Here is a 23,440-nt window from a genome sequence, read left to right on the forward strand (position 1 = left end):
ATGGGATATCGTTTGTCTCTGGCGGGCGTGGTCGGTTTGATTGTGGCCGTCGGCGTGACCATGGACTCATTCATCATCTATTTCGAACGTATTCGAGACGAGGTACGCGATGGTAAGCCCTTGGCTACCGCGGTGGAAACCGGCTGGGATCGCGCGAAACGAACCATCGTGGTGTCCGACATCGTGAACATTGTGGCTGCGGTAGTCCTTTACGTTCTGGCTGTTGGCGGCGTACAGGGCTTCGCCTTCACCTTGGGCTTGACCACTCTGGTTGACCTGGGAATCATCTTCCTGTTCACCCACCCGATGATGTCGTTGCTCATCAAGACTCGTTACTTTGGTGAAGGCCGGAAGTTCAGCGGTCTGGATCCGCTACACCTCGGTGCCAGCAGCGACCGCATCTATATGCAGTCTGCCGTGACGGCGTCTTCGCCCCGTAAAAAGAAGTCTGCGCAAAAGGTCGCCGCTCCAGCCATTTCTTTGGCTCGCCAAAAGGCCGGTCTGCCTCAGTCTGATGAGGAGAACGAAATCGAGGAAACGTCTGCGGCTCCGGCTGAGAACACCGAGCCGGAAACTCCCGCGAAAGAACCCGAATCGGACACTTCCCCGGCAGAACCCACTTCCGAAACTGCGGAATCCGACGGAAGCGAGGAGACCGCCCCGAAAGATGAACCCACCCAGACAGAGGAGGACGCGAAATGATGAGTTACGCCCAGTGGGGTAATGCGCTTTACTCCGGGAAAAAGTCTTACGGAATCATTAAGAATCGCCGAATTCCGCTCACTGTCGGAGCTATTTTGATGGCTATTTCCGTCATCGGGATTGCGATTTTTGGGTTGAATCCGTCTATCGAGTTCACCGGCGGTGCCGAGTTCGTAGTCACTAACACAGCAACGAATCCGCCCCAGCAACCCGCCTACGATGCGGTGAAAGCCGCCGGCCTGAACGAACAGACCAAGGTTGCCCAGATGGGCACGAACGGTCTGCGCGTCCAAACCAGTCAGCAACCCACCGACGTGGAGCTGAAGATTCAAAAGGAGCTGGCCAAAGCCTACAACGTGGACATTTCAAAAGTCTCTAAGACTTCGATTGGCCCGTCTTGGGGGGCTTCGGTGTCCAAGCAGGCTCTGGTTGGTTTGCTGGTATTCATGGGCATGATTGCGCTGCTGTTGATGGCGTACTTCCGCACCTGGACCATGTCATTCTCAGCACTGTTTGCGTTGATGCATGACTTCCTGATTACTTTGGGCGTGTTCGCCTACACGCAGATTGAGATTACTCCGGCAACGATTATCGGTTTGCTGACCATCTTGGGTTACTCCCTGTACGACACGGTGGTGGTTTTCGATAAAATCCGCGAAAACACCCGCGATATGTTCAATCAGTCGCGCTCCAAGTATAACGAGCTGGCGAACCTGTCCATCAACCAAACGATGGTGCGTTCCATCAACACCTCTATAACCGGTATTTTGCCGGTGTCAGCGATTCTGTTCCTGGGCGCGGCATTGCTGGGTACCTCCACTCTGTTGGATATTTCGATGCCGCTGTTCATCGGCATGATTGTTGGTACTTTCAGTTCTATCTTTATCGCCACCCCGATGCTGACGCTGGTCCGGGGTCGTTCGCAAGCTATCAAAGACCACAACGCCAAGGTTGACAAGGCTCGTGCCGCCGCTGTGGAATCGGGTGCCGCCACTCTCAACGAGGACGGCTCGTTCAAGGAGGTCACGCCTGCCGTGGTGGCGGCCCCCATGGTTCCTGGACACCATAAGGGGCAGGCTGCGCAACCGAAACGGAAGAAGACCAAGAAATGAATTTCCCCGTTGACTTCGACTCGCGTCTGCACGAGATTATCGTTACGCACCTGACTGAGATTCCTGATTTTCCCCAGCCCGGTATCCTGTTTCGGGATTTTTCCCCGCTGCTCGCTTCCGGGGAGCCTTTTCAGGAATTGATTCAAGGAATTGCCCAGCACTATCGGGGGAGAATCAACGCGGTAGCCGGGTTGGAGTCACGCGGGTTTATCCTGTCCTCTCCTCTGGCTGTCGAACTGGGTGTGCCCATGATTATGGTGCGTAAGGCCGGAAAGCTGCCCGGACACGTGGTTAGCGAATCCTACGATTTGGAATACGGTTCCGCGACGATTCAAGTCCAACCGGAAACGGTGCAAGGCTTTGACAACATTCTGGTGGTTGATGACCTCTTGGCAACGGGAGGAACCGCCGCCGCTTCCGTGAAACTCTTGGAAAAAGCCGGGGGACACGTCTGCGAAATTATGGTATTGATGGAGTTGAAAGCCCTCAACGGACGTACTCACCTGGGCAATACGCCTTTCCACTCACTCGTGGAACTGTAAACGCGCTCAGCACCTGTCACCCGTATGGGATAGGCTGAGGAATTCATTGATTTCACGCTCGATTTTTGGAAAAGAATCCAGGTCACACCCCATTAAACTAACGTTTACCGGGCAAAAGAATTAGAATCTCTGTATGGAGCAAGCGCCGGAGATTGTCAACGAGCCCAGTGAGAATACTGGTGCTCTGCGCGGCTCTCTGTTTCGATTGGTCCGTTCCCGTAGTTCATACCGCGAGCTCGAACCCGTGTTGCGGGCAGTCAAGGAAAACCATCCCAAAGCTGACTTTGACCTTTTGGAACGGGCTTATGTGACCGCTGAACGTTACCACCGGGGACAATTCCGCAAGTCGGGAGAGCCCTACATTACGCATCCGGTCGCGGTCGCGACTATCCTGGCCGAACTGGGCATGTCGGAAACAACGGTTGCGGCGGGGCTGCTGCACGACACCGTAGAGGACACCGACTATTCTTTGGAACAATGTCGGCGTGACTTTGGCGAGGATATTGCCGCTTTGGTCGACGGGGTCACCAAACTCGATAAAGTGAAATATGGGGATTCCGCCCCGGCAGAGACTATCCGAAAAATGCTGGTCGCGATGGCTAAGGATATCCGAGTCCTGCTCATCAAACTCTCTGACCGTCTGCATAACGCACGTACCTGGCGCTACGTCAGTAAAGAAAGTGCAGCGCGCAAAGCTAAGGAAACCCTGGAAATTTATGCCCCGTTGGCTCACCGGATGGGGCTCAACGCCATTAAATGGGAGCTGGAGGATCTGGCGTTTAAAACCCTCTATCCTCAGATTTACCAAGAAATCGACAAGCTCATTCAGGAGGCCGCGCCCCGCCGAGAGGAACAGCTCAGCGCCATCATCCAGACTATTGAAGGCGACTTACGGGATGCGAAAATCAAGGGGACTGTGACCGGGCGCCCGAAACATCACTACTCGATTTATCAAAAGATGATTGTGCGCGGTCGTGATTTCAACGATATTTACGACTTGGTGGCGGTGCGCGTGCTGGTGGAATCCGTGCGAGATTGTTATGCCGTGCTGGGGTTGATGCATTCGCGGTGGTCTCCGATGCTGGGTCGGTTCAAGGACTATATCGCAATGCCGAAATACAACCTGTACCAGTCGTTGCACACCACGGTTATCGGCCCTAAGGGAAAACCTGTCGAAATTCAGATTCGCACCTATGAAATGCACCGCCGCGCCGAATTCGGGATTGCCGCCCACTGGAAATACAAGGAAAATCCCAATGCCAAATCGTTGAAAAAATCAGAGGGCGGCAAAGTCTTGGATTTGGAAAATGAGATGGGCTGGCTGCGGCAACTGGTTGACTGGCAAAAGCAAACCCAAGACTCAGGAGAGTTCCTAGACTCGCTGCGTTACGAAATTAACTCTGCCCAGGTCTATGTGTTCACCCCGAAAGGCCAGGTAGTAGTGCTGGCTGCCGGATCCACTCCGGTCGATTTCGCCTATTCCGTACACACCGAAGTGGGAAATAAGACGGTCGGCGCCAAGGTCAACGGCAAGCTGGTTCCCCTGGAATCAAAACTGGAAAACGGTGACACGGTGGAAATCTTTACGTCCAAGTCTCCCGATGCATCCCCCAGTCGGGACTGGTTATCCTTCGTGGCAACCCCGCGCGCAAAATCAAAGATAAAAGCCTGGTTTTCAAAGGAACGCCGCGAGGAATCTATCGATAAAGGCCGGGAAATTCTGGCGAAAGAAATTCGTAAACAAAAGTTGCCGATTCATCAACTTGCCAGCCATGAATTTTTGGAATCCGTAGCGAAACAGTTGGGATTACCCAATGTTGACACTCTCTATGCGACCATCGGAGATTCCCACGTCAGCGCCCAAAATGTGGTGGAACGCCTGCTGAACTTTACTGGTTCCCTGACAGAAGATGACGATGAGGAGGTTTTGGCCGAGGAAGAAGCCGTCCCCACCCATACGCCTACGACTGAATCTCGTGCCGGGGGCTCCGGGGTATTGGTCGACGGTCAGGACGCTGACGATTTGTGGGTTAAGCTGGCCAAGTGCTGCACCCCGGTTCCCGGAGATGAAATCATGGGATTTGTCACCCGGGGTCATGGGGTTTCCGTACACCGCGTCGATTGCGTGAATGCCAAGAATCTCAGCGTGGCTCAACAGGAACGCGTCATTTCCGTCAAGTGGGCGCAGCATTCCAAGACACCGTTCCTCGTCCAGGTGCAAATTGAGGCTCTGGATCGAGGAGGGCTATTGAGCGACGTGACCAGGGTTCTCACCGACAATCACGTAAACATTCTCTCAGGCAATATTTCCACCACACGCGACCGGGTGGCGTATTCCCGTTGGGCTTTTGAGCTCGCCGAGCCTTCCCATCTGCAAGACATTCTCAATGACTTGGGACGCATTTCGGGGGTATATTCCGCAACTCGAGTGACACCCGGACAAAACGGGGCCGCAGAGCCGACCCCGCAGCCTTAGACTGGGGGAGATAACCCAGAAAGATACGGGATTCTCGGAGCGGATTATTCCGCCGCGGCTTTACGAGCCTGGTCGAGCCAGCCCTTGCGGGCCTGCAAATCCTCTTCGAGCTTTTTGGTGTCCTTGCCGTCTTGCTTCGCAGCGGCAATCTCAGCTTCGAGTTTGGCGATTTTCTCTTCGAGCTGCCCGACCAGACCCTCAGCGCGAGCTTTCGTTTCCGGATTGGACTTAACCCACGCCTCGTTTTCAGCTTTCGCAATAGCCTGTTCCACGGAACGCAAACCGTTTTCCAAACGCTGTATATCTCCGCGGGGAACCCGCCCGGCTTCATCCCACTTATCCAGCAGGTCGCGGAATTTTGCCTTGGTGGTTTCCAAGTCTTTCACCGGCATGAGGGCTTTCGCCTGTTCCAGCAGCTTTTCTTTCACCTCAAGGTTGGCTTGTTCCTCGGTACTGGTCTTGGCGTTGTCGGCGCTGCGAGCATCGAAAAAGACCTGCTGAGCGGCGCGGAAACGTTCCCACAGCGCGTCGTCGTCCTTGCGGGAAGCCCGCCCGGCAGCTTTCCATTCCGTCATCAAATCCCGGTAAGCTGCGGAGGTTCGCGCCCAATCGGTCGAGTTTGCCAGCTCCTCAGCGCGTTTGATCAGGGCTTCTTTCGTAGTGCGAACTTCTGCCCGTTTGGTATCAAGCTGCGAGAAGAATGACTTACGATGCCGGTCAAAAGACGTGCGGGCTGCTGAAAAACGCTTCCATAAAGCGTCCTCGGTGGCACGATCGATACGCGGTCCCTTGCGTTGGGATTCTTTCCATGATTCCAGCAGTTCGCGCAAGCGTTCCCCGGATTGCTTCCACTGGGTGCGTTCCGGATCTTGGGCGGCAATTTTTTCGGCTGCCTCCACGATCTTGTTGCGTGTCTCCAGGGCTTGTGCCTTGGCGACTTCACGTTCCTCAGCCAGCTGTTCCTTGCGAGCTGCACCCAGTTCCCGCAGTTTTTCAATGCGAGAACGCAAACCGTCGAGGTTGCCCACCACCATGGGGGACTCCATCGCCTTGTCTAAGGACTTTAGGGTGGCATCGATATCGTGAGCCTTTAACGTTGCCAAACGTGCTTGAGCCAAATCGACTTGGGCTTGCAGGTCGAGGAAACGACGTACGTAAAGCGCTAAGGGTTGCTCCGGGATTCCGTCCGCGTATTGGCCGACTTCCCGCTCGGTATCGCCGTCTTTGACAAAAACCCGACCCTGGTCATCAACGCGCCCGTATTTGGAGGCTTCGTCCATAGCGATTTTCTCGATGGGTCCCAGGGGCTTGTTTTTATTGGTGTCTTCCAGGTGTACCGGCGTGATTTGCGGGGTTTTTTCACCGGTTTGGGGCGCGGATGCTGCGGGAGATGCTTCAGTCGGTGTTGGTGTAGGAGCGGTGGGAGATTCCGGTGCCGCCGTGGGTTCCGGGAGGGAAGCGGCTGGCGATTCAGTCTGAGGTAAACTATCGGCCTCAGCTGCTGTCTGGGCAGGTCCTGTTGAGGTTTTACCAGGTTGGTTTTCCTGCGTTTCCTTGATTTCGCTGGTGATGGATTCCTGTTCAGACGTGGCCATGAATTTTTCCTCCTGACGGGGTTGGTGCCGCGGCACGTTCCGTTCGCGTTGGTAAGTATATTTCCAGGATTACTTTACTTGAAAAGACACGGTTTCGGGAAACTGGGTGAAAGAAAATTCGTGACGGAAAAAATCAGTTAGCCTTGAACTATGGATGTGTTACGGATTGTTTCGCCGATTTACGGGGAAAATTGCTATGTTTTGGTCACTGCGAACAAATCCGCTCTGGTTATTGATCCCGGCGCGAAAACCGCCACGCGGATCAAGGAACTATTGACACAGCTCAATGCTGAGTTGGCTGCAATCTTGCTGACTCACGGCCATGCTGACCACCTGTGGAATACGGCTCAGGTTGCTGCCTGCAACACCGAGGCACCCATTTATTTGGCAAAACCGGATCATTTCTGGATGGATGCTCCCGGTCCGGGAGTTCAGCTAGGTGTTAACAATTACTTCACCGAAATGGACGGGGCGTGGGAACCGGTTACGGTCCAAGCTCCGCCCGATGCGCTGTTTGCCGGTGGGGGAGCGCAAATTATTCCCGATTTAGTGTTGCGTGCCCTGCCGGCTCCGGGACATTCGCCCGGATGCACCATGTTCTTTGGTGCTGACAAAGGCGAGGACCACGGTCAGGGGCTCGGTTTTGACGGCCGCGACGACCAGGCATTTTGTTTTTCCGGGGACGTAGTTTTCAAAGGCTCGATTGGCCGTACCGACCTGCCCCATTCCGACCCTGAGGTGATGACGGAAACTTTGCGAACCCTCAAAATCAGCGTCAACCCCGACACTCTGCTGCTGCCCGGTCACGGAGAGACGACCACCTGGGCGGCAGAGCTCGCGAACAACCCATTTCTGAGATGACTTGGGAAAATGAGAGAATATGCCCATGATGACATCACTTTCAGGTTTTCCCGAGTTCACCCCGGAGGAAAAAATCCTTGAGGACGAGTTGATTTCCCGTCTGACCAGGGTATTTGAACTGCACGGATTTTCCCACCTGGAGACGCGTGCCATCGAACCTCTCAGCGAGCTGGAACGCAAGGGAGAAACTTCCAAAGAGGTCTACGTACTGTCGCGGCTGCAGGATAAGGAAGGCAAAGAGGATCGCAAGAACGGGCTCCACTTTGACCTGACCGTGCCGTTGGCGCGTTACGTGCTGGAAAATTCCCACCTGTTGCGTTTCCCCTTTAAGCGTTACCAAATTCAAAAGGTGTGGCGCGGCGAACGACCCCAGGAAGGTCGTTTCCGCGAGTTTGTCCAGGCCGACATCGATATGGTCGCTGCGGAAACTTTACCGCCCCAGTTTGAGATTGAAGCCCCGCTGATTATGGCTCAAGCGCTGGAATCTCTGCCGATTCCCACCCCGGTGGTGCACGTGAATTCCCGTAAGATTTTGCAGGGAGTCTGCAATGCTCTAGGTATCACGCAAGTGGACGAGGTTCTGCAAGTCATCGATAAACATGACAAGGTGCGCCCCGAAGACTTCACACAGATACTCAGCGAACTTGGCCTCGATGCGTCTCAGATACAAACTCTGGTCAGTCTGGCAGACATCAGCGGAGCCGACGAACGCGTCATCCAGCAGGTGCGCGATTTGGGACTGCACGATGACCTGTTGGAGGAAGGTCTGTCGGACGTGGCGAGAATGCTGCGTAGCGTTCCTGATCATGAGAAAGGCAACGTGGTAGCGGACTTTAAGATTGCTCGCGGGCTGGATTACTACACCGGCATGGTCTACGAAACGTTTATTACAGGGGCTGAATCTTATGGTTCGATCTGTTCCGGGGGGCGCTACGATAACTTGGTTTCCCAAGGTAAGCGTCACTTTCCCGGGGTGGGGATGTCTATCGGTTTGACCCGGCTCATCTCGATTATTCTGGCTAATGATTGGGCTAAAGTGTCCCGTCCGGTTCCGACCTGTGTTTTGGTTGCGGTGGATAGCGAGGATACACGGGGACAAGCCGAGGCGGTGGCTTGGCAGTTGCGGGCTCGCGGCATCAGCACGGAAGTAAGCCCCACCGCCGCCAAGTATGGGAAACAAATCAAATACGCGGTGACCCGCGGCATTCCCTACGTGTGGTTTGTGGAATCCGGGGAAGTAAAGAATCTCATTAGCGAGACCCAGGAAAGTGCCCAAGCCGACACGTTTACCCCCGCCCCCGAACTTTTGAAACCGCAGGTGATTGCCAACTATGAGTAGATCGCCATCGAAGAGTATGGATGAGTTAGCTCAGCAGCTGGAGGACCTAATCTTTGGTTTTCCGGTGGCGCAGGCTCCTGCCGTAAAGCTGCGAAACACGGCAGTCTCCCGGCTTCGCGAGCATTTGCGCGCGCGGGGTACTGACCTGGACGGTCCCCTTGTAGCGGTACTGGCCGGTTCTACTGGGGTGGGCAAATCGACGCTCCTGAACTCTTTGGTCGGTGCGCAAGTTCCGACTTCCGTGAGGCGTCCCACGACTTTGACCCCGGTACTCGTGTACCATCCTGACGACGAGTTGTGGCTGGCGGCAGACCGCATCTTGGAAGGATTTGAAAAGATACGTCTGTTAGACGATGATGCCTGGGACGATCCCGCCGTCGCGTCTGCCGTACCGGAACGTGTGCCAGCGGGCGAGGAGGCTGCGACAGCACCGGCGCCGCAGCTCATCTTGCGTTCGACTCCCAAGATGCCTCCGGGAATGTGCCTCATCGATTGTCCCGATTTGGATTCCTATTTGGACACGAACCGTGAATTAGCTCAGCACCTGTTGGAAGTTGCTGACTTGTGGATTTTTGTGACTACCGCCAACCGTTACAGGGACGAGCCGGGGCTGGAGCTGCTGCGGAAGGCTGTCCGGCGCGATGTCGCTATCGGTGCGGTGCTGAACAGGGTCACACAAGGTTCCCTCCTGGCGGCTAAGCAGGATCTCAGCGCGGAAATCGCTGCTAGCAACCTCAAAGATGTTCCGATTTTTGCCATTATGGAAACTCAGATTGCTGACGGAGAACTGCCCGCCGAAGATTTAGTTTCCCTGCGTAACTGGCTCGATAACTTGGCTGGTGACGCCTTGATGCATTCCGCCATGGCGCGTCAGACCCTGTTTGGGTCTCTGCATGAAGTCCTGGATTTGAGCGAAAAAGTGTTCGATGCCGCCGCCACTGAGGGACAAATGCGCAGCGATGTCCAGCAAACCGTGGAGCAACTGGAACAGCAACTGCTGGTATTTGTTGATGCTCAGATTGTGGCTCCCACCTGGTTCCAAGGTGAGCCTGCCGACCTTTTGGAGCCCTGCGTGCGCTGCCAACTCGAGGAGTACCAGGCTGAAAACAGCTGGGTACGCCAGCGGCTGAAATGGAAAAATGCCTGGCTCAATCAGCAACCCCAACCTGATGCGGCGCTGGATGCTGTAAAGCGGGCGGTGGCGAGCAGCGTGTCGAACCTCGACTTTCAGATAGAGCAAATGATTGCTGACGCTCTCCAGGACTCTGTGTTGCCCGACTCCGTTCAGATTGTAGACGAAACCGCGCAGTCCTTGGACGGTAGCGAACTCTTGGAGCAGTGGTCTCTGACCCCTGCGGAATGTTGCCGCCAAGCTGGCTGGAATCACGATGAGAAGCTCTCGACAGACGATGCCCAGACGCTTTTCTTGGCGGTTCTCTTTGCTGGAATGGCCTCGCCCGAAACTTGCCAGTTCACCGGAGTTGACGAGCTTTTGGGAGCTTTTTTTGATATCTCGACACGTTTGCGACTGCGGTCGTGGAGCCGATCCACGCTTCGCCGCGGGCTGCACGCTCGGGTCAACCAGCGCATCGCCACCTTGCGTCAAAGCATTCCTGATTCCGACAACTCTGAACTAATCGCCGCGGGACGAAAAACGCTGCGTACCCTGCGAGAGGAGTGGTCCTAGTGCCGCGGAATAATCCCGAACAACGCAAAACTCGAATGCAAGCAGCGCTGCACCGCGCGGCGGAGTGTCTCGATGTCGTTCAGGGAACGTGTAGCTCCGAGACGTTCCTGGTTCAGGCTCGCGAAGATTTACGCCGTTTAGAGAACCAGCTAGAACGCCGGGATGCCTTAGACCCCCGAGTAACCGTGATAGCGGTAGCCGGACCGAGCGGCACCGGAAAATCCACGGTGGTAAACACCTTGGCCCGTCGCAACAGCTTGGTGCCAACGGGGATGCACCGACCGACCACAACTGAGCTGGTGGCCTATGTCGACGCGGAGGTGACTGCCGCACCGTTTTTAGAACTGAGCGGAATTCCGCGCAGTGTCAGCGTGGAGTTTTGTACCACCCGTTCCAATCCACTCCGGGACAGTTTGGGAATGGTAGGCGAGGGTCACCAGGTACGGTCGGTTCTTACACAGTGCGGTCACCCGATTGTGGTCGAAGTTCCCGATACACTGCTGGTTCCCGAACTGACATCAGCGGCATCCCAGGTCCTAGAAACAGCGGATCTCATCTTGTGGACTACGGATTCCCAAAAATATGCCGATGCCGTTTTCCACAGCCGAATTTCGGCGTTCCCACGTCACCCGAACTCGTACTTTGTCCTGACCCACACCGAGGGCTTGACTGAGTCTCAGCTACAAACCCTGAACCAGGAGCTGGCCGCCATTGCCGAACGGATAGGGGTCAGTCCTGAAATTTTGCAGATTTCGCTTTACGATGAGTCAAGTTTGGCGCGATTCCGCGAAACCGTAGCCGAGTTATCCCACGCCCCGGAAGCCCGCTGGAGGGGCGAACAAGCCGCGATTCATCACGCCGCCACGAAGCTAGGCCAAGATTTGGAACTGGATGTGACCGGAGAGTTCTCAACGCAGCCCGTTCAGGCTTCGTCCGTTGCTTCGCCGCTGTCTCCAGCCGAAACAAAACTGGTGGACCAGGTGACCCAGGTCAGCGGTCTGTCGGCCGTGGAAGCGAACTTTTCCAAACAATACTTGAGGGCGGGAGGCTTTTGGACGCTGTGGCCGGTGCTGAACTGGTTGGCGGGAATCAAACCGTTGGCACATGTCAATCAGGATAATTCGGCCACGCCCGGCGAACCTGAAGCGGACAAACCCGTCGGCCCTTCTGCGGACCCCTCCCCAGAACAAACGGCCGACGAGAGCGCGACCCCAGCCGTAGCTGACTCCACTCCAGACCCAGACCTTCCTTCGGTAGCCCCGCAAGCCGACTCGCTCAACCGTTTCTTCCCCCGCGTCAACGTGGCGGGAATTACCAGCGCGGCTCGCACCTACGCGGCGACCGCCAGTGCGCACCGTCCGTCCAAATGGGTGGACTTTGCTCAGCTCAAGGCCGTGGAACTGTCCGGAAATCTGGTCAGCGCCCTCAACCTAGCTTTGGAATCCTGGAAATTCCCGGCTCGTCCCGCCCGGACCTGGTGGCGGATTTGGCGACTCGGACATTGGTTCTGGTTAGCTGCGTTAGTGGTGGGACTGCTGTGGAGTCTCGTTGCGGGGGTGGCGTTCCTAGGCGGGGCTGGCACCAGTGCGGCCGTGTGGATGGTGGGACCGGTGCCGTTCCCTCTCCTGGTCTTGGTTGCCGCAGTTGCGGGCACCCTGGTGTGGAGCCTGGTGGGAACTAAGATACTGCACTGCGGGGCGCGAAACTACGGGAGAGAATGTGCCGACAAATTCCGCTCGCTGATCCAGGAAGTGACTCGTCAGGGTTTCCTGGTCAAAATGAACCAGAATTTGGATTTGTACCCCCAGCTGTCCGAACTGGTTTCAGAAATGCGTTCGCGAGACGCCCAATCGCGTTAGCTTTCGTCTCACCCGTTCAAGGAACAGCTTCCAGGGTTTCCCCTCAGCTCAGATAGGCGTTAAACTTTAGAGAGCCCACTTATGGGAACGGGGTGTCGCACCCCGATTGACTTGAGACGAATTTTCAAAGGAAGGCATAAGTTGCTGCGAACTCACAAATGTGCGGAATTGAACCTGAAACACGATGGTCAGACCGTCACCCTCTGCGGTTGGGTGGATCGTCGCCGAGACCACGGCGGGGTAGCTTTCATGGACTTGCGTGATGCCTCCGGAATTGTCCAGCTGGTCGTCAGTGAAGAAGTGGTCCGGGAAGTTCGTAACGAATACGTGCTCAAGGTCACCGGCAAGGTGCGCAAACGCCCCGAAGGCAACGAAAACCCCGAAATCGTCACCGGCGATATTGAGGTTATGGCCGATGATGTCGAAATTTTGAACTCCTGCGCGACGCTGCCTTTCCAAGTTTCTGAACATGCCGAGGACTCCAATGTTGGTGAGGATATCCGGTTGCGTTACCGTTTCGTTGATCTGCGCTGCCGTCAGCTGCACGACAATCTGGTGCTGCGCTCGCGGATTTCTCAGATTGCCCGGCGGGTTATGGAAGAACACGAATTTATTGAGATTGAAACCCCAACTTTGACGCGTTCCACCCCGGAAGGGGCGCGAGACTTCGTAGTCCCGGCGCGGATTCGGCCCGGTTCGTGGTACGCCTTGCCGCAGTCGCCCCAGCTGTTTAAACAGCTGCTGATGGTCGGCGGTATGGAACGCTACTTCCAGTTGGCTCGCTGCTACCGTGACGAAGATTCCCGCGCCGATCGTCAACCCGAATTTACGCAGCTCGATCTGGAAATGAGTTTCGTCGACCAAGACGATGTCATCGAGGTAACCGAACACCTGCTGAAAGAGATTTGGAAAGTTATCGGCTATGACCTGACCACTCCGATTCCGCGGATGCCTTTCCAGGAAGCCATGGATCGTTTCGGTTCGGATAAACCGGATTTGCGTTTCGGCTACGAACTCGTTGATTTGACCGAATTCTTTAAAGACACTCCGTTTAAGATTTTCCAAGCACCCTACGTGGGGGCAGTGGTCATGCCCGGTGGCGGTTCCCAGCCGCGGCGTACTTTTGACAAGTGGCAGGAATGGGCGAAAGCCCGCGGTGCGAAGGGTCTGGCCTACGTGACGTTGAATGAAAAGGCCGAAACTGCCGGCCCGGTAGCCAAAAATATTTCTGACGCGGAAAAGGCCGGCCTGGCTGCTGCCACCGGAGCCCAGCCGGGGGACTGCATTTTCTTTGCCGCCGGGGACAAGACCGCTTCGCAAACGTTGCTGGGGGCAGCTCGCCTGGAGATTGGGAAGCGTTGCGACCTCATTGATGAAAAGGCGTGGGCCTTCACTTGGGTGGTGGACGCGCCGCTGTTCAAGCCCTCCGGCGAGGCAGTAGCGGAAGGCGACGTGGCGCTGGGCCACTCCGCTTGGACCGCCGTACACCACGCTTTTACTTCGCCCAAACCGGAATGTCTCGATACCTTCGATACCGACCCCGGCAATGCCTTGGCGTACGCGTATGACATCGTGTGCAATGGGGTGGAACTCGGTGGTGGTTCTATCCGTATCCATCGCCGCGATGTTCAGGAACGGGTGTTCAAGGTTATGGGATTTTCGCAGGAGGAGGCGCAGGCACGCTTCGGATTCCTGCTCGACGCTTTCAAGTACGGCGCTCCGCCGCACGGCGGTTTGGCTCTGGGGTGGGATCGCATTGCCGGAATGCTGACGGGTTCCCCGTCGATTCGCGATGTTATTGCCTTCCCGAAGGCTGGCGACGGCTTAGATCCGCTCACCGGTGCGCCCGCCCCGATTACGGACGAACAGCGCAAAGAAACCGGCGTGGATTACGTGCCGGAAGATGACGAAGACGCCGAGGACGCTGAGGAAGCCGAGGACAGCGAAAAAACGCTGTAAAAGCTACTTCTGAGGAAAATCACCGCGAGTTGTCTCTCAACTGCCAACTGTCCCCTCTAGAATAGATGGAATAGTTGGCAGGGTTTCACCAAGGGGGAAATTATGAGCGCAAAAATTTTTGAACTGCACCCGGCAAATCCGCAGACGCGTTCGTTGAACCAGATTGTGGAGATTATCCAGGACGGCGGCATAATGGCGTATCCCACTGATTCGGGATACGCGCTAGGCTGTGCTTTGGCCAACGGGGCTGGCCTGGAACGCATCCGGAAAATCCGCCAGCTCGATGATAGGCACCATTTCACGCTGGTGTGCCACGATTTCGCCCAGCTGGGTCAGCTGGTGATGGTGTCGAATTCCCAGTACCGGCTGATTAAATCGTTGACTCCGGGGCCGTACACGTTTATTTTGAAAGGTACCAAGGAAGTTCCGCGCGCCACGCTGAACAAAAAGAAGCACACTGTCGGCGTGCGGATTCCCGCGCACAAGGTAGCCTTATCGCTGGTAGAAGCCTTGGGGGAGGCTATCTTATCCTGCACCCTGCTGCTGCCCGGAGATACGGAACCACTGAGCGATCCGGTCGAGGTCATCGCCAAGCTGGGGCACCTGCTCGATATTATCGTCGATGCGCCGATCGGTTCGGACCAGGCCACTACCGTTATCAACATGGAGGACGACGTCCCGGTGGTAACCCGCGAGGGAGCCGGTCCGGTTGATTTCTTGCAGTAGATTACTCGCCGGTGCTCTCGGCGGCGTCACTGTGCTGATTGTGTGCAAGCGCGGTTGAGTCGTCCACCGTGTCGGAATCGGCCAGATTGGGAAGGTCGTCTTCCCACACCAAACCGGGGTCTTGCGGTTTTTGATCCGGGTAGGGCTCCAGGAGGGGAGAGAGAAACAGGCGGCTGAACAGCACGTTGAGCAGCACCACGATAACCAGGGCAAAAGCCGACTGTTTCACGGGCACGGCGTTCATTGGCAGGAAAGCCAGGAAAATCGCCAGGTGGATGACTGAGCGTGTCCACAGTGCCCCGCGGGTTTGGGTCAACTCGTTCAGCAGCGGGTCGTCGTCCAGTTCCGCCAGTTCCTCCGGCAGATGATGTTTCGCTCTATTCATGGCATAGAACTGGTAATCCAGGGATAGCGCGAAACCGAAACCCGCCAGTAACACTGCCACGTTAGGGTCGACACCTCCGGAACGCGCCAGTTTGGGCAGGAACGCGCCCCACCCGTCTTGGAACACCAACGCCGTCAGCCCCAAAGCCACCAATAGGTTCAGGGAGTTCAATAAAGTCGCCCACACCGCAGCCGAAGCACGCCTGGTGGCGCGCAAAATGACCAGAAAAGTCGCCAGCACCATGATTCCGGCCAGCGGGGGAACAAACTTAGTGAGTTGGTAGGCAAAGTCAACCTGGTTAGCAGCCTGGCCGGTGGTCCACTTGGGGAAATCCGAAGGTAAGCTGCGAATAGTTTTCACGATTTCACCGGCTTGACGATTGGTGACGCCCGGCTTCAAATCTACGTCCAAGACGCTATAGTCCCCAGCAATTTCAGTGTTTCCGGCAGTCATCGCATCGACACCGGGAATCTTGCCCACCGCAACAGACCAGCTTTGCATATTTGCGGCGGTGGTTTTCCCTAATATCTGGATATCCGGAGTGGCTGCGGTAGTGCCGTAGTGAGCTGCGCGTAGAGCTTCAAACTTCGCGGCATTCGTTCCTGGAGGAAAAGTTGTCTGCCCTGAGGTGTGCCAGGTAATTCCGAAGGCGGGAATCGCCATCACTAACAGAAAAACTACCAGGACACCGGTCAAAATGGGTTTGGCAGGTTTCCGTGAGCCGAAAAGTTTCCGTAGCCGGTCGTTCAGAGAACGGAACCAGGAGGAAATAGTGGTAAAAATCCGCCGATGCCATTGCGGACGGGGGTATTCCAGCCACCTGATGCCGAGGTACAGCAGCGAGGGAATCAACGTCGTCCCAATTGCGTAGCATCCCAGGATAGAGAACATACTGACCAGAGCCACCCAGCGCAGGCTGCTAGCAGGGAAGATAGCTACCATAATCAGACCCAGCACAATTAGTGCCGTGGAAATAAGCATAGCCGGAGCCGAGTGGGTAAACACCTCGTCTAAGGGCGTGAGAGAGTCACGGCGCTTGCGCAATCGACGTTCATGTGGCTTGGAAATACGCGGAATCTCGGCGGTGTATTTGACCACTGCCAGACGGGAGCGGCTGCGGCTGATGAGAAACACCGTATAACTGGTCACCACGCCTAGTGAAAGCATGGTGACCAGGGCAGAATCACCGGGAGCGGGCTTGACGATGAGGGAAGCCAGGGTGGCGATGGTCCGCGTCACAATCCATCCGCAAAAGGTCGGAATGAAAGCGAGAAAAGCCAGGCGCAGACGTCCCATAGCCCCGAACAGCACCACAAAAATCATCAGCAAGGCAATGAGATTCGCCTTGAGAGAATCATGGTGTGCGCTCGCGGCAACTTCTTGATTGTTCAGGTCTTCATCCGTGACGATGCCCTCGGCGTGAGGTGCGAAAGAACGCATATCGCCGGCAATTTGGCTCAAAGCATTCTCAGTCATGGCGCGGATGTCGTCGGCGCGTTGGGGGAACTGGGTCAAGTCCAGCAGCACCACCATCATGAAACCCTGCTTATCCGCGGCAATAAATTTGTCCATCAAAGTTTTTGCATCGGGGTTATTAACATCGTCGCCTTTCGCAAACGGATACAGCACTCCCGCCGGAATAACCCCCGGAACCTCACTGAAACTCGCCGCCGCGGAGTCCAGCACGTTCTTGACTTCCGCGCGCTGTTTATCCATGTCCACCCCGGTGACGATGAGGTAAGCCTGATAGTTGGAGCTGCGGCTGTCATTCAGGATTTGTGACGCGACGTAGGATTCCGAACCGGGGATAGAAACCAGGCGGTTTTCGACACGATTCCACATGTTTCCGAAGCCAAAACCGGTCAATGTAAAGGCTGCACAGATGACTATCACCAAAGCCCAAATCAACACCGTGGGCAGAGGGCGTCGATTCAAACGGCGATATAGTTTCAGGAACATGTTATGCATTGTCTCACACACTTTAGGGTAGTTTTCACTAGGGTGGTTTCATGGACTTGTTTGATTCCTTGAGCGATACCGGCAGAGGGGTTCCGGAGTTTCGTCCGGATGCTCCTCTGGCGGTGCGGATGCGTCCACGTAACGTAGCAGAATTGGTGGGACAGTCACACCTTTTGGCGCCCAATTCGCCGTTACAGCGGCTGTTGCGGGCAGACACCGAGATGACTTCCTCCGTGATTCTCTACGGTCCGCCCGGAACTGGCAAAACAACCTTGGCATATATGGTGGCGCAGGCAGGGGGCCGGGAATACGCCCAGCTTTCCGCCATCAACGCGGGAGTCAAGGAAGTCCGTGAGGTCATTAACGCGGCGAAGCAACGGCTGAGCCTGAGCGGTCAAGAAACGATTTTATTTTTAGATGAGGTTCATCGGTTTTCTAAATCGCAGCAGGACTCGCTGCTGCCGGCAGTGGAAAACCGGTGGGTTATTCTGGTCGCCGCCACCACCGAAAATCCGGCTTTTTCCGTCATTTCTCCACTGTTGTCCCGATCCCTGCTGCTGACGTTGAAACCACTGACAAACCAGGATATCGAGACCATTATGGACCGGGCTTTGGCGGACGAACGCGGACTGGCTGGAAAGTACACCCTGACCTCGGACGCTAGGGAAAGCCTCATCAGATTGGCCGGCGCGGACGGGCGTAAAGCCTTGACCCTGTTGGAAGCTGCCGCCGGGGGAGCGGATTCCCGCGAGGCCAGCGAGATTACCGAAGACGATGTTGCGGTTGCGGCAGACACGGCCGTGGTGCGTTACGGCATTGACGAGCATTATGACGTGGCTTCGGCGTTTATCAAGTCGATGCGAGGTTCCGACCCCGATGCCGCCCTGCACTATTTGGCGCGGATGATTAAGGCCGGGGAAGATCCGCGCTTCATTGCCCGCCGAGTCGTCATTGCGGCGGCAGAAGACGTTGGGTTGGCTGATCCGACCGTGCTGCCCCTCGCGGTCGCGGCGGCACAAGCGGTGCAGTTGATTGGGATGCCGGAAGGGCGGATTCCGCTGGCTGAGGCGGTGGTCGCGGTAGCGACGGCCCCGAAGTCGAATCGGGCTTATGTCGGCATCAACACCGCGGTGGCTGACGTGGAGGCCGGAAACATTGGCACCGTTCCTTCCTATCTGCGTGACCAGCATTATCCGGGGGCTGACGCCGACAGGAAAGCTCTGGGGACCTATAACTATCCACACGATGACACCCGCGGGATAGTCGCGCAGCAATACCTGCCTGACCCGCTGAAAGACAAGATTTATTACGAACCTTCTGCCCACGGGTGGGAAGTCACGTTGGGCGAGAGACTGGCCAAAATACGCAAGATTCAAAAAATGCGGTAAGATAGCCAAGTTGCCCGGTGTTTTGTCCAACCCTCGGTTGGTTGACGCCCGGACACCTGGGGTCTTAGCCAAAAAGGTGACCCCTCCCCGCCGAGATGCCCTCGCGGGGTGACTTTGCAATAAGACAGGAAGAATATAAATGGGAAACCGTTCTCGGAAAATGGTGCGTTTGTCGCGCGCCTTGGGGATGCCGCTGACCCCGAAAGCTAAGCGGTACTTTGAACGTCGTCCTTACGGACCCGGTGAACACGGCCGTGCCCGCCGCCGTAGCGAATCTGACTACGCGGTGCGTTTGAAGGAAAAGCAGCGTTTGCGCGCCCAATACGCGATTCGTGAGGCGCAGCTGGTCAAGACGTTCCAGGAGGCGCGCCGGATGGAAGGCCAGACCGGTGACAACCTGGTGGAATTGCTGGAAACTCGGCTTGATGCCCTGGTGTTGCGTGCCGGTTTCGGACGCACCATGTTCCAGGCTCGTCAGGCGGTAACCCACCGTCACATCTTGGTCGACGGCAAGATTGTGGATCGCCCCTCTTACAAGGTGCGTCCCGGCCAGACCGTCCAGGTCAAGCCGTCCTCCCAGGTCAAGGACCCCTTCGTGGTGGCTGCCCGCGGTTCTCACCGCGATGTGCTGCCTGATGTACCGCCCTATTTGAAGGTTGATTTGGAAAAGCTGCGCTTTACTCTGGATCGCCAGCCTAAGCGTGAAGAAGTCCCGATTCAGTGTGAAGTGCAACTGGTTGTGGAGCACTATTCCCGCTAAAACTTTCAGTGACCCCGGGATTTTCCCGGGGTCACTTGTTTAAAGTTAGAATATCACGGTGCGTTACGCGCAGACTGCGCGGAATTCGGTCGCTACACCGGGACAGGAGAATGACATGATTGGTGAAATTGCCGGGATTATTGCCGCCGTGGCTTTCGCGGTATTGGTGCTTTTTTTGGCAGTGCCGCTGTGGAAACTGGGTGGGGTGTTTTCCCAACTGGAGCAATCCATCAAAACTGTCGCCGACGAAACGGTGGTGGCGGTCAAACAGGGACAGACGTCTTTGGACCAGGTCAATAATCAGTTGGAACGGGTCGATTCCATGACCTCGGCGGCGAATCGTTCTGTCGAGGATCTTTCGGCTCTGACGACCTTGTTTACGGCAACGCTGGGCCGGCCGCTCATTAAAGTCGCCGCGTTTAACTATGCGGTGCGTAAAGCCATGGGCATTGACGCGAAGAAAGCGAAGTAGGGGGACCGATGTCGAATACAGCAAAAGCAGTCGGGACGACGCTGCTGCTTTCCGCGGGGGCGGCGCTGGCCGCGTACTTTACCGTGACCCCGTTTCGGCAGACTGTCGATCAGATGACCCAGGGGTTTCGTGCGGATATGTCGCAGCGCGAGGGAGAACTCATCGAGGCTCTGAGCTCCAGTGATTCAGAAATCGAGCAAGCCCGCGACACTTGGAGCGCCCGGAAGGAAGATCGCGGCGGCTTTAAAGTCGGACGTGGACGTCACCGTGACTCCACGCTGGACGACGAACTGGACTTTTAGCGAAACTAACTGACAATACACGAAAGTTGCCCGGAGCAAACTGACCGGGGGACCAGGACAGATAATCCGGGAAACTGCCCGGACACGAAGGAAAGATACATATACATGCGTACTGCGGAAGTTCGTCAGCGTTGGCTGGATTTTTTTGCAAAGAACGGTCATGAGGTTCGCCCCTCGGTGCCGCTCATTTCGCCCGACCCCTCGATTTTGTTCACCATCGCGGGCATGGTTCCGTTCATTCCCTACATTGTGGGAACCGAACCGGCGCCGTGGCCGCGAGCCACCTCGGTACAAAAATGTATCCGCACCAACGACATCGACGAGGTCGGGAAAACCACGCGTCACGGTACGTTCTTTCAGATGTGCGGGAACTTTTCTTTCGGCGACTACTTTAAGGAAGGCGCGTCTCAGTATGCCTGGGATTTGCTGACCGGTAGTCAAAAGGACGGCGGCTATGGCCTGGACGGCGACAAGCTCTGGGTCACGATTTGGGACCAAGACGAGGCCGCTTGGGATATCTGGACTCGGCAAATCGGTTTGGATCCGACCCACGTCCAAAAACTTCCACGCGAAGAAATCTTTTGGGATACCGGCCAGCCCGGCCCCGCCGGCCCTTGTGCGGAAATCCACCTGGACCGCGGACCTGAATACGGTCCCGAGGGCGGTCCGGAAGTTGACACGCAAGGCGACCGTTACCTGGAACTGTGGAACCTGGTTTTTGATGAGTTCCTGCGCGGCGAAGGCTCCGGCAAAGACTACCCACTTTTGGGCAAGCTGGACCAAACCGCTATCGATACGGGCTTGGGCCTGGAACGTCTGGCCTTTGTCCTCCAGGGCAAAGACAATATGTACGAAATTGACGAGGTGTTCCCCGTCATCGAAGTCGCTCAGGAAATGTCTGGGCGCCGCTACACTTCCAGCCCCGACCCGATGGACGTTCACTTCCGTATCGTGGCTGACCACGTGCGTTCCAGCCTGATGCTGATTGGCGATGGGGTTCGTCCCAGCAATGAGGGACGCGGCTACGTGCTGCGCCGCCTCATGCGCCGCGCGGTGCGTTCCATGCGGCTGTTGGGCGTAACCGAGGCCGTAATGCCGCAGCTGTTGCCCGCTTCGATGAATGTGATGAAAGCCTCTTATCCCGAGCTGGAGAAGGACTGGAACACCATTTCTGACGTGGCTTACGCTGAAGAAGACGCTTTCCGCCGCACCCTCGACGCCGGAACCCTCATCTTGGATACCGCGGTGACGAAAGCGAAACAGTTGGGCGCGGCCCTGAGCGGCGACGACGCTTTCCAACTGCACGATACCTACGGTTTCCCGTTGTCTCTGACGCTGGAAATGGCGGCGGAAGCCGGGGTCAAGGTGGACGAAAAGCGTTTCACCGAGTTGATGAACGCACAAAAGCAGCGCGCCCGGGCGGACGCGGTGGCCAAGAAAACCGGACACGTCGATGCTCACGTCTATCACGAGCTGGCGGCGAAACTTGGCGAGAGCAACACGGTGGAGTTCCTGGGGTATACCGAAACCAGTGCTCCGGCGCGGGTGGTCGGTATTTTGCAGGACGGCAAACCGGTACCGGTCGCAACAGCCCCGGCTACCGTTGAGGTCCTGCTGGACCGGACCCCGTTCTATGCGGAGGCCGGCGGGCAGCTGGCTGACCAGGGTCAGGTGACCTTTGCGGGCGGTGGAGTACTGGATGTGGCTGATGTGCAGGCTCCGGTGAAGGGACTGCCCATGCATCGGGGGACTTTGACGGAAGGTCAGGTTGCTCTCGGTGAGGATGCCCAAGCTACGATTGATGTGGAGCGCCGCGGCGCGATTGCCCGAGCCCACACGTCTACCCACGTCATTCACCAAATTCTGTTGGATTCCCTGGGGCAGGGTGCGACCCAAGCCGGGTCGGAAAACGCCCCGTGGCATGTCCGTTTCGATTTTCGTAACGCGACGGCTTTGCCGGATTCTTTGGTGGCGGACATTGAGGCGGAAGCAAACGAACGAGTCCAGACCAATATGACTGTTACCGACTATCAGATGCCCATCGAGGAGGCGCGAAAGACCGGCGCGCAGGCCATTTTCGGGGAAAAGTACGGCAAGATTGTGCGCATCGTTGATATTGGCGATGGTTGGTCTCGAGAGTTCTGCGGCGGCACCCACGTCCCACTGACCGGGCATATCGGCTCTATAGCCGTGTTGGGAGAATCCTCGATTGGTTCAGGAGTGCGGCGTATTGAAGCACTGGTCGGAAATGGTGCTTCCGGATTCCAAGCTAAGGAGCACGCCTTGGTGTCTCAGATCACCCAGCTGGTCGGCGCCAAGCCGGAAAGCCTGGTGGAGCGCATTACTTCCCTGATGGATCGACTCAAGGTCGCAGAAAAAGAACTCGAAAAGACCCGGTTGGCAGCTTTGCTGTCCAATCTGGACGATTACGTAAAATCCGCCGAAACGCTCCGCGGCGTGCAGGTCATTCACCAGGTCGCTCAGGCAGGTTCCGTGGACGATTTGCGTCAGGCAGCCACCACTTTGCGCGGGCGGTTCTCTAACGCGGATCCGGTGGTCGTTGCGCTGGCGGCCGATATCGGTGGAAAACCGATGCTGGTCGTGGCCAGTAACGAAGCGGCTCGCGACAAAGGTGTGAAGGCCGGGGCATTGGTGAAGGCCGGGGCTGCGGCCATGGGTGGCGGCGGCGGCGGCAAGGACGACTTGGCGCAAGGTGGCGGAGCTCCCGCAGGCAAACCGGAAAACGGTTTGGATGCCGTAGTGGCCGCACTGCAGTCAGTACTCGCCAAGTAAACAACCGCCGGTTCGGGGCTTTCCGCCGAGCCGTCACACCGATAGGGGATAACGCACAGGATGGTCGCCGGAAACTTTCTCGCCATAGACGTGGGTAAGGCGCGCGTGGGTGTCGCCCGCTCGGTCGCGGGGACGTCCCTGGCGTTGCCAGTGGAAACCTTGCAGGTTCGGCCGGACGGTTCCGAACTGGACGAACTGGTGGGAATCATCGAGGAAAGCGATCCTCGGGCCGTATTTGTGGGTTTACCGAAATTGATGAACGGCAAGGAGGGCGAGGCTGCCCGGATGGCGCGGTCTTACGCCCGACGTCTGGTCAGACGGCTTGACACACTGCCGGTCCATCTCATTGATGAACGGTTGAGCTCGGCTGACGCCCACTCCAAACTGCGCGATGCCGGGGTTAGTACCCGCCGGCAAAAGGAGATGGTTGACCAACTTGCCGCTGTGACCATCCTCACTCGAGCTTTAGAAACTTTGACTCAAACAGGGAACTTACCTGGCGAGTTGGTTATCATTGAGTAAA

The 23,440-nt window shown here is 56.6% G+C and carries 18 protein-coding genes; 16 read left to right on the forward strand and 2 right to left on the reverse strand.

All coding sequences use genetic code 11. The features are described 5' to 3' along the window. The 4 genes from AC5LBQ_RS01430 to AC5LBQ_RS01445 form a co-directional block, all read left to right on the forward strand. Positions 1-702: preprotein translocase subunit SecD (locus AC5LBQ_RS01430; protein ID WP_493264416.1), on the forward strand; the 702-nt coding region annotated here is incomplete at its 5' end. Continuing rightward, on the forward strand, positions 699-1,814 hold the full coding sequence (gene secF, locus AC5LBQ_RS01435; protein ID WP_297345844.1) for a protein translocase subunit SecF: 1,116 nt from the start codon (positions 699-701) through the stop codon (positions 1,812-1,814). The genes AC5LBQ_RS01430 and secF, both read left to right, overlap by 4 nt. After that, entirely contained in the window at positions 1,811-2,356 is a 546-nt protein-coding gene (locus tag AC5LBQ_RS01440) for an adenine phosphoribosyltransferase (protein ID WP_282921632.1), read from the forward strand. Before secF ends, AC5LBQ_RS01440 begins: the two co-directional genes overlap by 4 nt. Before the next feature lie 133 nt (positions 2,357-2,489). After that, entirely contained in the window at positions 2,490-4,832 is a 2,343-nt protein-coding gene (locus tag AC5LBQ_RS01445) for a RelA/SpoT family protein (protein WP_493264417.1), read from the forward strand. A gap of 44 nt (positions 4,833-4,876) precedes the next feature. On the opposite strand, the gene AC5LBQ_RS01450 is transcribed toward AC5LBQ_RS01445, so the two are convergent. Then, entirely contained in the window at positions 4,877-6,427 is a 1,551-nt protein-coding gene (locus AC5LBQ_RS01450; protein ID WP_493264418.1) for a DUF349 domain-containing protein, read from the reverse strand. A 150-nt stretch (positions 6,428-6,577) separates the two neighbouring features. Between AC5LBQ_RS01450 and AC5LBQ_RS01455 the strand changes: the two genes are divergently transcribed. The 6 genes from AC5LBQ_RS01455 (at position 6,578) to AC5LBQ_RS01480 (ending at position 14,858) form a co-directional block, all read left to right on the forward strand. Beyond that, positions 6,578-7,288 carry an MBL fold metallo-hydrolase gene (locus AC5LBQ_RS01455; protein ID WP_491680491.1) on the forward strand — a complete coding sequence of 237 codons (711 nt, stop codon included), beginning with the start codon at positions 6,578-6,580 and terminating at the stop codon, positions 7,286-7,288. A gap of 19 nt (positions 7,289-7,307) precedes the next feature. Beyond that, positions 7,308-8,627: a histidine--tRNA ligase gene (gene hisS / locus AC5LBQ_RS01460; RefSeq protein ID WP_493264419.1), complete on the forward strand. Its 1,320-nt coding sequence runs from the start codon at positions 7,308-7,310 to the stop codon at positions 8,625-8,627. A 16-nt stretch (positions 8,628-8,643) separates the two neighbouring features. Next, complete coding sequence (locus AC5LBQ_RS01465) at positions 8,644-10,314, forward strand: dynamin family protein (RefSeq protein WP_493264420.1); 1,671 nt, start codon at positions 8,644-8,646, stop codon at positions 10,312-10,314. Then, positions 10,314-12,173 (forward strand): GTPase, encoded by a 1,860-nt coding sequence (locus AC5LBQ_RS01470; RefSeq protein ID WP_493264421.1) that lies wholly within the window; start codon positions 10,314-10,316, stop codon positions 12,171-12,173. Before AC5LBQ_RS01465 ends, AC5LBQ_RS01470 begins: the two co-directional genes overlap by 1 nt. A gap of 141 nt (positions 12,174-12,314) precedes the next feature. After that, positions 12,315-14,132 (forward strand): aspartate--tRNA ligase, encoded by a 1,818-nt coding sequence (gene aspS, locus AC5LBQ_RS01475; protein WP_493264422.1) that lies wholly within the window; start codon positions 12,315-12,317, stop codon positions 14,130-14,132. A gap of 102 nt (positions 14,133-14,234) precedes the next feature. Next, positions 14,235-14,858, forward strand: a complete 624-nt coding sequence (locus AC5LBQ_RS01480; RefSeq protein WP_493264423.1) for an L-threonylcarbamoyladenylate synthase — start codon at positions 14,235-14,237, stop codon at positions 14,856-14,858. 1 nt (position 14,859) lies between these two features. Here AC5LBQ_RS01480 and AC5LBQ_RS01485 read toward each other — a convergent pair whose 3' ends face one another. Further along, complete coding sequence (locus tag AC5LBQ_RS01485) at positions 14,860-17,202, reverse strand: MMPL family transporter (protein ID WP_493264424.1); 2,343 nt, start codon at positions 17,200-17,202, stop codon at positions 14,860-14,862. A 50-nt stretch (positions 17,203-17,252) separates the two neighbouring features. Here AC5LBQ_RS01485 and AC5LBQ_RS01490 point away from each other — a divergent pair, with 50 nt between their 5' ends. The 6 genes from AC5LBQ_RS01490 to ruvX all read left to right on the forward strand — a co-directional run bounded on the left by AC5LBQ_RS01490 (position 17,253) and on the right by ruvX (position 23,439). Continuing rightward, on the forward strand, positions 17,253-18,590 hold the full coding sequence (locus AC5LBQ_RS01490) for a replication-associated recombination protein A (protein WP_493264425.1): 1,338 nt from the start codon (positions 17,253-17,255) through the stop codon (positions 18,588-18,590). Between the two features lie 139 nt (positions 18,591-18,729). Further along, entirely contained in the window at positions 18,730-19,350 is a 621-nt protein-coding gene (gene rpsD, locus AC5LBQ_RS01495) for a 30S ribosomal protein S4 (protein WP_282921621.1), read from the forward strand. Between the two features lie 115 nt (positions 19,351-19,465). Next, positions 19,466-19,822, forward strand: a complete 357-nt coding sequence (locus tag AC5LBQ_RS01500) for a DUF948 domain-containing protein (RefSeq protein ID WP_321076162.1) — start codon at positions 19,466-19,468, stop codon at positions 19,820-19,822. 8 nt (positions 19,823-19,830) lie between these two features. Then, positions 19,831-20,124 (forward strand): hypothetical protein, encoded by a 294-nt coding sequence (locus AC5LBQ_RS01505; RefSeq protein WP_295026786.1) that lies wholly within the window; start codon positions 19,831-19,833, stop codon positions 20,122-20,124. A gap of 105 nt (positions 20,125-20,229) precedes the next feature. Further along, complete coding sequence (gene alaS, locus AC5LBQ_RS01510) at positions 20,230-22,917, forward strand: alanine--tRNA ligase (RefSeq protein WP_493264426.1); 2,688 nt, start codon at positions 20,230-20,232, stop codon at positions 22,915-22,917. A 60-nt stretch (positions 22,918-22,977) separates the two neighbouring features. Continuing rightward, positions 22,978-23,439 carry a Holliday junction resolvase RuvX gene (gene ruvX / locus AC5LBQ_RS01515; RefSeq protein ID WP_493264427.1) on the forward strand — a complete coding sequence of 154 codons (462 nt, stop codon included), beginning with the start codon at positions 22,978-22,980 and terminating at the stop codon, positions 23,437-23,439. Position 23,440 lies beyond the last annotated feature (1 nt).

It is taken from the genome of Mobiluncus sp. (genome assembly GCF_985070215.1).

Coding starts and splice junctions, on each gene's coding strand:
- secF (WP_297345844.1), top strand. CDS start 699: ATGATGAGTTACGCCCAGTGGGGTAATGCGCTTTACTCCGGGAAAAAG.
- AC5LBQ_RS01440 (WP_282921632.1), top strand. CDS start 1,811: ATGAATTTCCCCGTTGACTTCGACTCGCGTCTGCACGAGATTATCGTT.
- AC5LBQ_RS01445 (WP_493264417.1), top strand. CDS start 2,490: ATGGAGCAAGCGCCGGAGATTGTCAACGAGCCCAGTGAGAATACTGGT.
- AC5LBQ_RS01450 (WP_493264418.1), bottom strand. CDS start 6,427: ATGGCCACGTCTGAACAGGAATCCATCACCAGCGAAATCAAGGAAACG.
- AC5LBQ_RS01455 (WP_491680491.1), top strand. CDS start 6,578: ATGGATGTGTTACGGATTGTTTCGCCGATTTACGGGGAAAATTGCTAT.
- hisS (WP_493264419.1), top strand. CDS start 7,308: ATGCCCATGATGACATCACTTTCAGGTTTTCCCGAGTTCACCCCGGAG.
- AC5LBQ_RS01465 (WP_493264420.1), top strand. CDS start 8,644: ATGGATGAGTTAGCTCAGCAGCTGGAGGACCTAATCTTTGGTTTTCCG.
- AC5LBQ_RS01480 (WP_493264423.1), top strand. CDS start 14,235: ATGAGCGCAAAAATTTTTGAACTGCACCCGGCAAATCCGCAGACGCGT.
- AC5LBQ_RS01485 (WP_493264424.1), bottom strand. CDS start 17,202: ATGTTCCTGAAACTATATCGCCGTTTGAATCGACGCCCTCTGCCCACG.
- AC5LBQ_RS01490 (WP_493264425.1), top strand. CDS start 17,253: ATGGACTTGTTTGATTCCTTGAGCGATACCGGCAGAGGGGTTCCGGAG.
- rpsD (WP_282921621.1), top strand. CDS start 18,730: ATGGGAAACCGTTCTCGGAAAATGGTGCGTTTGTCGCGCGCCTTGGGG.
- AC5LBQ_RS01500 (WP_321076162.1), top strand. CDS start 19,466: ATGATTGGTGAAATTGCCGGGATTATTGCCGCCGTGGCTTTCGCGGTA.
- AC5LBQ_RS01505 (WP_295026786.1), top strand. CDS start 19,831: ATGTCGAATACAGCAAAAGCAGTCGGGACGACGCTGCTGCTTTCCGCG.
- alaS (WP_493264426.1), top strand. CDS start 20,230: ATGCGTACTGCGGAAGTTCGTCAGCGTTGGCTGGATTTTTTTGCAAAG.
- ruvX (WP_493264427.1), top strand. CDS start 22,978: ATGGTCGCCGGAAACTTTCTCGCCATAGACGTGGGTAAGGCGCGCGTG.